Consider the following 12,384-nt stretch of genomic DNA (forward strand, 5'->3'; position numbering starts at 1 on the left):
ACCGGCCCCGCGCCGCGAGTTCAGGCCTGCCCGGCGGGCTGCAGCCGGGCCAGTTTCTCGGGATTGCGCGTCACGTAGACCGCCGCGATGCGGCCGTCGCGGATGTCCAGCGCATAGGTCTGGGCCAGGCGCCCGGCCATGTACAGCAGGATGCCCGGCATGCCGTTGATGCTGGCCAGCCGCAGGTTCAGGGGGCCGGAGACCAGGCGCCGGGCGATCTTCGGCTTGCGCACCAGCCCGGTCAGGAAGCGCGCGATGCGCTCGGCACCCCGCACCGGCTTGAGCGCCGCGGGCACCTTGCCGCCGCCGTCGGAGTAGAACACGGCGTCGTCCGCCAGCACCTGCTTCAGGCCCTCGATGTCGCCGCCGCCCAGGGCCATCACGAAGGCCTGCGTCAGCCGCGCCGACTCCTCGGCGGAGGGGCGGAAGCGCGGCCGCTCGCGCCGCACCTGGCTGCGGGCGCGCGAGGCCAGCTGGCGGCAGGCCTCCTCGCTGCGGCGCAGGGTGCGTGCCACCTCGGGGTAGTCCAGGTCGAAGACGTCGTGCATCAGGAAGGCGGCGCGTTCCAGGGGCGACAGGCGCTCCAGGGTCAGCAGCAGCGCCACCGACAGGTCATCCGCGTACTCGCTGGCGGCGTCCGGCGCCAGGGCCGCGTCGTCGAGCAGCGGCTCCGGCAGCCAGGGGCCGATGTACTCCTCGCGCTGCAGCCGCGCCGACTTGAGCTGGTCCAGGCACAGCCGCGTCACCGTGCGGGCGAGAAAGGCGCGCGGCTGCTCCACCGCCGCGCGGTCCGCCGCGTGCCAGCGCAGGTAGGCGTCCTGCACCGCGTCCTCGGCCTCCGCTCGCGAGCCGAGCATGCGGTAGGCCAGGCCCAGCAGGGAGCCCCGGTGGGGCTCGAAGCTGGCGGCCGGATCGGGCTGGGCGCTGGCGGACATGGCGCGCGGGTCAGGCCGTCTGCGTCACGGCCTGCGGCCGCCCGCCCACTTCCACGCGCAGGCAGGTCTTGCCGTAGCCCAGGGCGTACTTCAGCGTCGGGAAGATGCGTGCCGCCACCAGGGCGAAGGCGATCGACACCAGCGCGCGCCGGCCCCATCGCTGCAGGACCTGCTCGCGCAGCGGATCGGCCTCCGGGCTGCGGGCCAGCGAGGCCTCGGCGAAGCGGTAGGCCAGCCGGGCATCGGGCGGCAGCTGCTCCGGCCTGCGGCCGACCACGGCACGCAGGGTTTCGGCCGGCACGCCGGCCTGCTCGGCCATGCGCACCACCAGTTGCGTGCAGGGACCGCAGTCCTCGTGCAGGCCGCCGACGATCTTGGCGGTGAACCAGGCATCTACCGGGATGTCGCGGTGGTATTTCGCCAGGGGCATGACCTTGTTGAAGAGCAGCACGGCCTTCAGGTCGGCGGCGAGCAGTTCGCGGGCGTAGGACATGTCGTAATCGTACGCGCGCTCGAACTTCGAGATCTGGCTGTTGATGAGGGGCTTGATCATGGCGGCGGTTCCTCAGGCGTAACGGGCGGCGGGGGCGGCCTTGCGCGGCCAGGACAGGGCCAGCGCCGCCAGGGCGGGGACCACGACCAGCAGGGCGTCATTGAGCAGGTGGCCCGCGGCGACGCGGCCCTGCAGGGCGTCGAAGACATGGATCAGGGCATGCAGCAGCTGGAACGCGCTGCCGGCGATGGCGGCCGGCCAGGCCTGGGGCCAGCGCAGCAGGGCGAGCAGGCCGGCACCGGAGACGCTGTAGGCGGCACCGATGTCGCGGATGAAGTGGGGGTTGTAGGGCCCGGTGGCGCTGACGCCGGGCACCGCCGGATACCAGGACGCTGGCGCCAGCAGCATGAACAGGCCGTTGGCCAGCAGGCCGAGGCCCAGGACGGCCAGGATCGGGTTTCGCATCGCTCGTGTGCTCCGGTGAGGGGGTTCACGGACAAGACGAGCCGGCTGCGCAGGTTGTGACATGACACGGCGTGCCATGCAGCAGCCAGCTTGCTGGCGACCGGGTGCGAGAGGTCGCCGGCAAGCTGGCTCCTGCATGAATACCCCTGTATCCCCGGAAAGCAGAAAGCCCCTCGCAGGGAGGGGCTTTCGCTTGAAACCCGCCGCGGCTCAATCCACGTACAGCGAGCTCACCGACTCCTCCGCGCTGATGCGGCGGATGGTCTCGGCCAGCAGGCCGCCGATGGACAGCTGGCGGATCTTGGGGCAGGCCTTGGCGGCGTCGGAGAGGGGGATGGTGTCGGTCACCACCAGCTCGTCCAGCACCGACTTGCTGATGTTGCTGATCGCCGGGCCCGAGAGTACCGGGTGGGTGATGTAGGCCACCACCTTGATCGCGCCGGCTTCCTTCAGGGCCTCGGCGGCCTTGCAGAGGGTGCCGGCGGTGTCGGCGAGGTCGTCCACCAGCACGCAGGTGCGGCCGGTGACGTCGCCGATGATGTTCATCACGCGCGATTCGTTGGGCTTGGGCCGGCGCTTGTCGATGATCGCGAGGTCCGCGTCGTCCAGGCGCTTGGCCACGGCGCGGGCGCGCACCACGCCGCCGACGTCCGGGGCCACCACGATCAGGTTCTCGTACTTCTGGCGCCAGATCTCGCCCAGCAGCACGGGGCTGGCGTAGACGTTGTCCACGGCGATGTCGAAGAAGCCCTGGATCTGGTCGGCGTGGAGGTCCACCGTCAGCACGCGGTTGGCGCCGCACTCGCCGATCATGTCGGCCACCACCTTGGCCGAGATCGGCACGCGCGTGGAGCGCGGGCGGCGGTCCTGGCGGGCGTAGCCGAAGTAGGGGATCACCGCCGTGATGCGGCCGGCCGAGGCGCGCTTGAGCGCGTCCAGCATCAGCAGCAGCTCCATCACGTTGTCATTGGTCGGCGCGCAGGTCGGCTGGATCACGAACACGTCCTTGCCGCGCACGTTCTCCTGGATCTCGATCTGGATCTCGCCGTCGGAGAACTGCGAGATCACCGCCTGGCCCAGCGGCTGCTTCAGGTAATTGGCAATGTCCTGCGAAAGCTTGGGATTCGCATTACCCGAGAACAGCATCAGCTTGGAGTCGGCCATGTAAACGTTCGCCTCTGCGGTGGCGCTGTCGGAATAGGAGTTCATGCAGCGCCCCGTCGATCCTGGCTAGAAAGAAAGGAAGTAAGAAACGGCTGGGGCGGATGGATTCGAACCTCGCCCCGATGATCGGGATCGTTCGGTTGCCAGCTGCCGGCCATTCGAAACTGTGGCTGGGGCGGATGGATTCGAACCACCGAATGGCGGGATCAAAACCCGCTGCCTTACCGCTTGGCGACGCCCCAACATCACAGGCCGCGCATTATACCGGTGAGCGGTGAGTGATTCAGCCCGCGCGCAACAAAACTCTTCCACGCGGCCGGAACCTGCTTCTGGGCGGCGCTGGCGAGCGCGCGTTCGGCAAAGCTGACGAAGACCGAGGCGCCGGTGCCGGACATCTGCGCCGGGCCCTGGCCGCGGGCCCAGTCCAGGGCGGCCTTGACCTGGGGATAGCGGGCGGTGGTGACCGGCTCGCAGACGTTGCCGGTGCGGCCGGCGAGGTAGTCGTCCAGCGTGACGCGGGGGCAGTCGCGCTTCAGCTCGGGCGCCTGGAAGATCTCCTGGGTGCTGACCGAGACGTCGGGCACCACCACCAGGTACCAGGGCTCCGGCATCTCCACCGGGGCCAGCCGCTCGCCCACGCCCTCGGCCCAGCTGGCCAGCCCGCGGACGAACACCGGGACGTCGGCGCCCAGCTGCAGGCCGATCTCGGCCAGTTCGGCGGTGGTGAACCCGGTGTTCCACAGCCGGTTCAGCGCCACCAGGGTGGTGGCGGCATTGCTGGAGCCGCCGCCGAGCCCGCCGCCGATGGGCAGGCGCTTCTCGATGCGGATGTCCGCGCCGAGGCCGGCGCCGCTGAGCCGGCCCAGCAGCCGGGCGGCCCGCACCGCCAGGTCCTGCTCCGGGTCGATGCCCGGCAGGGCGTTCTGGCGGACCACCTGGCCGTCGCCGCGCGGGACGAAGAACAGGCTGTCGCCGTGGTCCAGGAACTGGAACAGGGTCTGCAGCTCGTGGTAGCCGTCCTTGCGGCGGCCGGTGACGTGCAGGAACAGGTTCAGCTTGGCCGGAGCCGGCCAGGGGAATTCGTTGGTGAAGGGAGCGAGGGTCATTGGTCTTGTTGATGGGCAGGGCGGGAGGTCCGTCTCCGGCCGTTCTCGTTATTGTACCGGGGGAGCGTCCGGCGCTTCGGCGCCCGGCAGGCCTTCCCAGCGGTCGGCCACCAGCTTGATCGTCACGTCCGGGCTGGCCAGCTGGAAGCGCCGCGGCAGCGTCACCGGGCCTGCCGGCTGGTATTCGTCGTATTCCAGGCGCCAGCCATCCTGCTCCAGGGCAGCGATCTCGCCCTCGGCGTCCAGCTCGATCCGGGCGGGCGAGGCGGGGGCGGGCAGGCCCAGGGCCCAGTAGCGCAGCCCGGCGATCGGCAGGGTCCAGCCCAGCTTGCGCCGCAGCCAGGCTTCCGGGTCCGCCGTGACCTGGCTGCCTTCGCGGCTGCGCACCTCCACCACCGAGGGATTGCCGGCGATGCTCAGTGCGCCGACGCCGAAGGGGCCCGCCAGGCGCAGGTCGAAGCTGTCATCCGGGTTCTGCTGCCAGCGCAGTTCGCCCTTCATGCCCAGGCTGCCGCTGCTGGCGACGCGGGCTTGCAGGCTGAAGCGGTCGATCCGCTCCAGCGCCGCCTTGCGCTCCTGCCAGCGTGCTTCGGAGGGGGGCTGCGGCATGTCCGGACCCTTGAACAGGGCGCAGCCCGCCAGCAGGCTGGCGGCGGCAACGCCGCACCATGCGAGCCTCATCGGGCGAGCCGCTGCACCGTTTCCTTCAGCACACGGTGGTCGGGATCGTCGGCGAGGGCCTTGTCCCAGATGTCGCGGGCACGATCCTTCTCGCCCAGGGCCCACAGCACCTCGCCCAGGTGGGCGGCGACTTCGGGGTCGGGGAATTTATCGTAGGCCTGTTGCAGCCAGGTGAGCGCCTCCCGGGTACGGCCGCGCTTGTACTCGGCCCAGCCCAGGCTGTCGATGATCGCGGCATCCTCGGGCTCCAGCGTATGCGCGCGCCGGATCATCTCGGTGGCTTCGTCCAGGCGCTTGGTGTGGACCAGCAGCATGTAGCCCAGTCCGTTGAGCGCGCGGGCGTCGTCCGGGTTCTCCGCCAGCAGGCTGCGCAGGTCCTTCTCCGCCAGCGGCAGCTGGCCCAGGCGCTCGTGCACCAGGGAGCGGCTGTAGACCAGGTCGCCATCCTCCGGATAGTCGCCCACCGCTTCGTCGAGCAGCTTCAGGGCCTCGGCATTCTCATTGGCGTCGATCAGGATCTCGGCCTCGGCGCGGTAGAAGCGCGGCCCCAGCGGCGGCAACTGGTCCCGTGCCTGCGCCAGCAGCGAGCGGGCGGCGGCCATCTGGCCGTTCTCCGCCAGCACGGAGGCGCGGCGCATCAGCGCCTCCACCGCCGGCATGCCGGTGGTGACCTTGGCGTAGTAAGCCAGGGCCTGAGCCCAGTTCTTGCGCGATTCCTCCATGCGGCCGAGCTGCAGGGCGGCCTCCTGGACGCGCTCGCCCTGCATCAGCGGCTGCAGGTACTTCTCCGCCTCGGCGTACTGCTGGTCGCTGACGGCCAGCACGCCCAGCGCGAAGCGGGCCTCGTCCATCTTCGGATTGGCGGCCAGCGTCTTCTGCAGCTGGCTGCGCGCGGCGTCGCGCTGCTCGGCTTCCAGCAGCAGGCGGGCGTAGGCGTAGCGGATGGTGGCGCCCTTGGTTCCGGCGGCCAGCTTGTCTATCAGGGCCGTGGCCTCGTCCAGCTTCTTCTGGCGCACCAGCACGCCGGCCAGCAGCAGGGTCTCTTCCTCGGCCCCCTTGGACAGCTCCACGGCCTTGCGCGCCGAGGTCTCGGCCAGCGGCAGGTCTTCATAGCGCAGGGCCACCAGGGCCAGCGCGTGCTGGGCGCCGGCACGCTGGGGCTCGCGCCCGGCCAGGGGCTTCATGACCTCCAGCACGGCGGGGCCCTGCTCGTTTCCGGCCTGGGCCAGCAACAGGGCCACGTGGCGGTAGCCGTCGTCCCGGCCGCCGGCGTGGCCCTCCACGATGGCCTCGGCCTGGCGCTGCACCTCGGCCTTGTCGCCGGCTTCCAGGGCCAGCCGGGCGATGACCTCGCGGGCCTCCAGGGCATTGGGTTCCACCACCAGCCAGCGCTGCGCGGCCTGCATCGCCAGCCCCGCGTCCTTGGCCAGCAGCGCCAGCTGGGTGGCGCGCTGGGCCAGGTCCGGATCGGGGGTGATGGCCAGGGCCTTGAGGAATTCCTGGGCCGCCACGGCGGGCTGCTGGCGGTTGGCCGCCATCTCGCCGGCCATGACGTGGAACTGGGCGTTGGCCTCCTGGGAGGCGAAGGGAGCCGTCTGCGCGGTCCTGGCTTGCTCGGCCGCCAGGGTCTGGACGGAAACCAGCAGGAGGGCGCTCAGGCCCAGGAGTTGCATCGGGAAAGTTCTGGAAATCACGGGGAAAACCGGCGCGGGCGATGGATCACAGACATTATCACCCCGCCGGGGTTCAGTTCGTGAGGTCGGTAGCCAGGCAGGCAGCAGATTCGCGAACCCGTTAAAATTGCTGAATTGTTTCCGGTAGCCCCATGGCCTTAATCACACTGGGTCTCAGCCACCATCTCGCGCCGGTCGAGGCGCGCGAACGCATGGCCTTTGCAGAAGCCGACCTGCCGGCGGCCCTGACGCGCCTGCGTGCCCTGCCGGGCGTGGCCGAGGCCGCCATCCTGTCCACCTGCAACCGCACCGAGATCATGGCGGTGGCCGAACTGGGGGAGGAGTCGCGCCTGCTGGAGTGGTGGCGCCGCGAGCGCCAGGCCCCCGAGGGCTACGTCGAGAAGTACCTGTATTCGCACCGCGACCTGGGCAGCGTCACGCACAGCCTGCGGGTCGCCTCCGGGCTCGATTCCATGGTGCTGGGCGAGCCCCAGATCCTGGGCCAGATGAAGCAATCCTTCGCCCTGGCCAGCGAGATCAAGTCCCTGGGCCCGGTGCTGGGGCGCCTGTTCCAGCACGCCTTCGCCGTTGCCAAGCTGGTGCGCAGCCAGACCCAGGTCGGCGCCCATCCGGTGTCCGTGGCCTACGCCGCCGTGCAGATGGCGCGGCGCATCTTCGCCGACCTGTCCGGCCAGACCGTGCTGCTGATCGGCGCCGGCGAGATGACCCAACTGCTGGCCCGCCACCTGCAGCAGCATGGCGTCGGCCGCATCGTGGTGGCCAACCGCAGCCTGGAGCGCGCCGAGAAACTGGCGCGCGAGGTCCACGGCTACGCCATCAGCCTCAACGACCTGCCGAACTACCTGGCGGATGCCGACCTGATCGTGTCCTGCACCGCCGCGCGCGGCACCATCCTGCACAAGGAAGTGATGCAGCGCGCGGTCAAGAGCCGCCGCCGCAAGCCGGTGTTCATGATCGACCTCGCCGTGCCGCGCGACATCGACCCGCGCATCGCCGACCTCGAGGACATCTATCTCTACACGGTGGACGACCTGCGCGCCGTGGTGGCGGAGAACCTCAAGCTGCGCGAGGAGGCCGCCAAGCAGGCCGAGGTGCTGATCCAGTCGCAGGCACTGGAATTCGGCCGCTGGCTGGAGACGCGCGATGCCGGCGCCACCATCCAGCAGATCCGTGCCCGTGCCCGCAGCGTGCGCGACGAGGTTCTGGACAAGGCCCACCGCAAGCTCGCTTCCGGCGAGAAGCCGGAAGAGGTGATGGCCTTCATCGCCGACACGCTGGCCAACAAGCTGCTGCATGCCCCGTCCAGCGCGCTCAAGCGCGCCGACGCCGTCGAACAGGCGCTGCTGCTGAACGCGGCGCGCAAGCTGTTCGACCTTCCCGACGACCAGGCCTAGCGGCCCTGCGGCCGTGCCGGCAAGCGCCGGCCGGTCGCCATTCCCGTTGATCCGCACATGAAAGCCTCACTACTGACCAAGCTGGAAGGACTCGCTGAGCGCCGCGAGGAGATTGCGGGGGAGCTGTCCGACCCCGACGTGATCGGCAACGTCGAGAAGTTCCGCCGCCTGTCGCAGGAGTACGCGCAGCTCGGCCCCCTGGCCGAGGCCTTCGCCGGCTACCGCGACACGCAGAAGGAAATCGCGGGCCTGATCGACATGCGCAACGAGTCGGACCGCGAATTGCGCGAGATGGCCGAACTCGAGCTGCCGGCGGCCGAGGAACGCCTGGCGGCGCTGGAGAAGACCCTGCAGGGCTATCTGGTGCCCAAGGACCCGCTGGACAACAACAACGTCTTCCTCGAAATCCGTGCCGGCACCGGCGGCGATGAGGCGGCGATCTTCGCCGGCGACCTGTTCCGCATGTACTCGCGCTGGGCCGAGGGACGCGGCTGGACCGTGGAGGTGCTGTCGCAGAGCGAGGGCGAGCACGGCGGATTCAAGGAGATCATCTCGCGCGTGGCCGGGTTCGGCGCCTACTCGCAGATGAAGTTCGAGTCCGGCGCGCATCGCGTGCAGCGCGTGCCCGAGACCGAGGCGCAGGGGCGCATCCACACTTCCGCCGCCACCGTCGCCGTGCTGCCGGAGATCGAGGAAAGCCAGATCACGATCAACCCGGCGGACCTGAAGATCGACACCTTCCGCTCCGGCGGCGCCGGCGGCCAGCACGTCAACAAGACCGAGTCCGCGATCCGCATCACCCACGTGCCCACCGGCGTGGTGGTGGAGTGCCAGGAAGAGCGCTCCCAGCACAAGAACCGCGCCAAGGCCATGGCCCTGCTGTCGGCGCGCCTGATCGACGCCGAGCGGGCCAAGCAGTCCGCCGACATGGCGGCCGAACGCAAGAAGCTGGTCGGCAGCGGCGACCGTTCCGAGCGCATCCGCACCTACAACTTCCCGCAGGGCCGCGTCACCGACCACCGCATCAACCTGACGCTGTACCAGCTCGAGCGGGTGATCCAGGGCGATCTGGATCCGGTGATCCAGCCGCTGCTGGCGGAGCACCAGGCCGAGATGCTGGCCGAGATCGGCGAGTGACCCTGACCGAGGCGCTGGCCTGGGCGACGCAGCGCATCGGCGCCGCCAGCGACAGCCCGCGCCAGGACGCCGAGATCCTGCTGGCCCACCAGCTGGGCCTGAGCCGCGGCCAGTTGTTCACGCGCCTGCGCGAGCCGCTGCGGGCCGCCGACGCCGAGGCCTTCGAGGATCTGGTGGCGCGCCGCGCGCGCCAATTGCCGGTGGCCTATCTCACCGGCGAGAAGGGTTTCTGGACACTGCTGCTGAAGGTCACGCCGGCCGTGCTGGTGCCTCGGCCGGAGACCGAGCTGCTGGTGGAGTGGGGGCTGGAATGCCTGCAGGCCTGCGAGCTGCCCCAGGTGGCCGATCTCGGGACCGGCAGCGGCGCCATCGCGCTGGCGCTGGCCAGCGAACGCCCGGAGGCGGCCGTGATCGCCACCGATGCATCGGCCGAGGCCCTGGCCGTGGCCCGCGGCAACGCCGCCGACCTGGGCCTGGAGCGCGTGCAGTTCCGCTGCGGCCATTGGTGCGCCCCGCTGGAGGGCGGGCGCTTCGACCTGATCGTCTCCAACCCGCCCTACATCCGCGCCGCCGACGAGCACCTGCCGGCACTGCGGCACGAGCCGCTGTCCGCGCTCACCGACGGCGCCGACGGCCTGCAATGCCTGCGCGAGATCGCGGCCACGGCGCCGGTCCTGCTGCGGCCGGGTGGCTGGCTGCTGCTGGAACACGGCTATGATCAGGGCGAGGCCGTGCGCGGACTGCTGCGGCAGGCCGGGCTGGCCGATATCGCCACCCGCCGTGACCTCGGCGGCCAGGAACGCGCCACCGGAGGGCGCCAGCCTTGAGCAACTTCGCCCGCTATGCCCGGCAGGTGATCCTGCCGGAGGTCGGCGTCAACGGCCAGCAGCTGCTGCGCGACTCCAGCGCCCTGGTCGTGGGCCTGGGCGGCCTGGGCTCCATCGCCGCCGCCTACCTTGCCGGCGCCGGGCTGGGCCGCCTGGTGCTGGCCGACCGCGACCGCGTCGAGGCCAGCAACCTGCAGCGCCAGCTGCTGTACCGCCAGGCCGATATCGGCCGCGCCAAGACCGAGGCCGCGCGAGCCCAGCTCGCCGCGCTGAACCCCGAGGTGGAGATCGAACTCCGCGACGCCGGGACCTGGCCGCAGGCGGTCCCCGCCGTGGACCTGGTGCTCGACTGCACCGACAACTTTCCCGCGCGCTTCGCGATCAACCGTGCCTGCGTCGCCGCACGCAAGCCGCTGGTATCCGGTGCCGCCATCCGCATGGAAGGGCAGCTCGCCGTGTTCGACCTGCGCCGCGGCGGCCCCTGCTATGCCTGCCTCTATCCGGACCACGGCGAGGCCGCAGAGACCTGCGAGGAGGCCGGCATCCTCGGCCCGGTGGTGGGCTCCGTCGGGGCCATGCAGGCCCTGGCGGCGCTGCAGCTGCTGCTGGGCATCGGCGAGGCGGGGCGTCTCCAGGTGTGGGACGCGCGCCAGATGCGGTGGCGTTCGCATAAGATGACGCGCGATCCCAATTGCCCCGTATGTGGAGCACAACAAGATGGTCACTGAAGCCGCCCTGATCCTGCCTCGCCGCCTGGTCCTGCGCATTCTTGCCGCCGCCCAGAATTCGGCGCCGAACCGCATGGGGGGCGTCGTCGGCCATGACGCCGACGGTCCGGTGGCCTTCATGCAGTTGCGCAACGGTGCGCCGCAGCCGGAGACGCAGCTGGTGCATGCCAGCGGCGACATCCAGGCGGCCCGCTTCGGCCTGGACGGCCGCGGCCTGGGCCTCTGGGCCTATGTGGTCTCGTACCCGGCCAGCGCCGCCGAACCCAAGGCCGAGGATTTCCGCAACAGCCCGTACCCGGATGCGCTGCACCTTGTGATCTCGCTGTCCACCAAGGGCGTCCTGGAAATGCGTGCCTGGAGGCGGCTGGGCACCGAGCCGCACGAGTGCGTGCTGAAGATCAAGGACTGAGTCCGTTTGCCCTACAGTAGCCAGCCTGCTGGCGACCCGCAGGGACCTGTCGCCAGCAAGCTGGCTCCTACAACTACAATCCGGAGGAGACCCCCGATGTCCGAGCAGAAGATCGTCACCGAGAAGCGCGGCCATGTGCTGCTGATCGGCTTCAACCGCCCGCAGAAGTACAACGCCTTCGATCTCGAGATGTTCATGCAGCTGGCCGATGCCTACGGCCAGCTCAACGCCGATCCGGATCTGCGCGTCGGTCTGGTGCACGGCAACGGCAAGCATTTCCATGCCGGCCTGGAACTGCCCACCTGGGGCAATACCTTCTCCGCCGGCAAGTGGCTGGACTTCGCGCCGCACCAGTGCGATCCCTGCGGGCTGACGCCGGACCGTCGCCTCAACAAGCCGATCGTCATGGCGATCCACGGCATCTGCTTCACCTCGGGTATCGAACTGGCGCTGGCTGCCGACATCCGCGTCGTCGGCGACGACGCCCGCTTCGGGCAGATCGAGATCAAGCGCGGCATCTACCCGGTGTTCGGTGCCACGGTGCGCATGGTGCAGGAATTCGGCTGGGGCAATGCCCAGCGCTACCTGCTGACCGGCGACGAATTCAACGCCGCCGAGGCGCATCGCATCGGCCTGGCGCAGGAGGTGGTGCCGGCGGGGCAGCAGTTCGACCGCGCACTGGAGATCGCGCAGCGCATCGCCAAGCAGGCGCCGCTGGGCGTCTACGCCAGCCTCAAGTCCTCGCGCATCACCCTGGAAAAGGGTTTCGCCCAGGCCGTGGCGGCGCTGATGCCGGACCTGCAGCCGATCATGGGCAGCGAGGACGCGAAGGAAGGCGTGGCTTCGTTTGTCGAGCGGCGCGAGGCGAACTTCAAGGGGCGCTAGCCAGCAAAGCCTCTCCCCGCAAGCGGGGAGAGGGGTGAGGGGTAGCGCGCCAAACTGAGGCAAGGCCATGCGTGGCCCGGACGCCAAGACCACCACACGCTCTCGATCCCTGCGGCGCAATCAAACGGATGCCGAGATGCGTCTCTGGCACGCCTTGCGAGATCGCAGACTGGCCGGCTGCAAGTTCCGTCGCCAGTTTTCTCTAGGTCCCCATTTCGCTGACTTTGCCTGCCCCGAGAAGCGGCTGGTCGTCGAATTGGATGGCGGGCAGCATGCGGATCGGTTCGAGCAGGATGCGGAGCGGAGCGCCTATCTGCGAGATCAGGGATTCACCGTGCTGCGCTTCTGGAATGATCAGGTGTTGCTTGAGACCGATGCGGTGCTGGAGGAAATCCTGCGGCATCTCGTTTGAGGGCGCTGCCCCTCACCCCCACCCTCTCCCCGCAGGCGGGGAGAGGGAGCTATC

The 12,384-nt window shown here is 69.9% G+C and carries 14 protein-coding genes and 1 tRNA gene; 7 read left to right on the forward strand and 8 right to left on the reverse strand.

The features are described 5' to 3' along the window. Positions 1-20: 20 nt before the first annotated feature. The 8 genes from C3942_RS11760 to C3942_RS22855 form a co-directional block, all read right to left on the reverse strand. Positions 21-935 (reverse strand): sigma-70 family RNA polymerase sigma factor, encoded by a 915-nt coding sequence (locus tag C3942_RS11760; RefSeq protein WP_104230542.1) that lies wholly within the window; start codon positions 933-935, stop codon positions 21-23. A 10-nt stretch (positions 936-945) separates the two neighbouring features. Next, positions 946-1,488 (reverse strand): hypothetical protein, encoded by a 543-nt coding sequence (locus C3942_RS11765; RefSeq protein WP_104230543.1) that lies wholly within the window; start codon positions 1,486-1,488, stop codon positions 946-948. Between the two features lie 12 nt (positions 1,489-1,500). Beyond that, entirely contained in the window at positions 1,501-1,893 is a 393-nt protein-coding gene (locus C3942_RS11770; RefSeq protein ID WP_104230544.1) for a hypothetical protein, read from the reverse strand. A 210-nt stretch (positions 1,894-2,103) separates the two neighbouring features. Beyond that, on the reverse strand, positions 2,104-3,057 hold the full coding sequence (locus C3942_RS11775) for a ribose-phosphate diphosphokinase (protein WP_104230802.1): 954 nt from the start codon (positions 3,055-3,057) through the stop codon (positions 2,104-2,106). Positions 3,058-3,224: 167 nt separating this feature from the next. Further along, positions 3,225-3,299, reverse strand: a tRNA-Gln gene (locus tag C3942_RS11780). A gap of 3 nt (positions 3,300-3,302) precedes the next feature. Continuing rightward, positions 3,303-4,163 carry a 4-(cytidine 5'-diphospho)-2-C-methyl-D-erythritol kinase gene (gene ispE / locus C3942_RS11785; RefSeq protein ID WP_104230545.1) on the reverse strand — a complete coding sequence of 287 codons (861 nt, stop codon included), beginning with the start codon at positions 4,161-4,163 and terminating at the stop codon, positions 3,303-3,305. Positions 4,164-4,211: 48 nt separating this feature from the next. Beyond that, complete coding sequence (gene lolB / locus C3942_RS11790; RefSeq protein ID WP_104230546.1) at positions 4,212-4,844, reverse strand: lipoprotein insertase outer membrane protein LolB; 633 nt, start codon at positions 4,842-4,844, stop codon at positions 4,212-4,214. Beyond that, positions 4,841-6,517 carry a tetratricopeptide repeat protein gene (locus tag C3942_RS22855; protein ID WP_104230547.1) on the reverse strand — a complete coding sequence of 559 codons (1,677 nt, stop codon included), beginning with the start codon at positions 6,515-6,517 and terminating at the stop codon, positions 4,841-4,843. Before C3942_RS22855 ends, lolB begins: the two co-directional genes overlap by 4 nt. Positions 6,518-6,669: 152 nt before the next feature. On the opposite strand from C3942_RS22855, the gene hemA reads away from it, so the two are divergent. The 7 genes from hemA (at position 6,670) to C3942_RS11830 (ending at position 12,330) form a co-directional block, all read left to right on the forward strand. Then, on the forward strand, positions 6,670-7,932 hold the full coding sequence (hemA, locus tag C3942_RS11800; protein ID WP_104230548.1) for a glutamyl-tRNA reductase: 1,263 nt from the start codon (positions 6,670-6,672) through the stop codon (positions 7,930-7,932). 57 nt (positions 7,933-7,989) lie between these two features. Further along, positions 7,990-9,069 (forward strand): peptide chain release factor 1, encoded by a 1,080-nt coding sequence (gene prfA, locus C3942_RS11805; protein WP_104230549.1) that lies wholly within the window; start codon positions 7,990-7,992, stop codon positions 9,067-9,069. Next, complete coding sequence (gene prmC / locus C3942_RS11810) at positions 9,066-9,896, forward strand: peptide chain release factor N(5)-glutamine methyltransferase (protein ID WP_104230550.1); 831 nt, start codon at positions 9,066-9,068, stop codon at positions 9,894-9,896. The genes prfA and prmC overlap by 4 nt, the downstream gene beginning before the upstream one ends. Then, positions 9,893-10,624, forward strand: coding sequence for a HesA/MoeB/ThiF family protein (locus C3942_RS11815; RefSeq protein WP_104230551.1), 732 nt, complete (start codon positions 9,893-9,895; stop codon positions 10,622-10,624). The genes prmC and C3942_RS11815 overlap by 4 nt, the downstream gene beginning before the upstream one ends. After that, positions 10,614-11,033 carry a M67 family metallopeptidase gene (locus C3942_RS11820; protein ID WP_104230552.1) on the forward strand — a complete coding sequence of 140 codons (420 nt, stop codon included), beginning with the start codon at positions 10,614-10,616 and terminating at the stop codon, positions 11,031-11,033. The genes C3942_RS11815 and C3942_RS11820 overlap by 11 nt, the downstream gene beginning before the upstream one ends. A 96-nt stretch (positions 11,034-11,129) precedes the next feature. Next, on the forward strand, positions 11,130-11,918 hold the full coding sequence (locus C3942_RS11825; protein ID WP_104230553.1) for a crotonase/enoyl-CoA hydratase family protein: 789 nt from the start codon (positions 11,130-11,132) through the stop codon (positions 11,916-11,918). A 136-nt stretch (positions 11,919-12,054) separates the two neighbouring features. Next, positions 12,055-12,330 (forward strand): endonuclease domain-containing protein, encoded by a 276-nt coding sequence (locus C3942_RS11830; protein WP_243393588.1) that lies wholly within the window; start codon positions 12,055-12,057, stop codon positions 12,328-12,330. Positions 12,331-12,384 lie beyond the last annotated feature (54 nt).

It is taken from the genome of Solimonas fluminis, from assembly GCF_002930645.1.
In the GTDB taxonomy this organism is placed as follows: Bacteria; Pseudomonadota; Gammaproteobacteria; order Nevskiales; family Nevskiaceae; genus Solimonas_A; species Solimonas_A fluminis.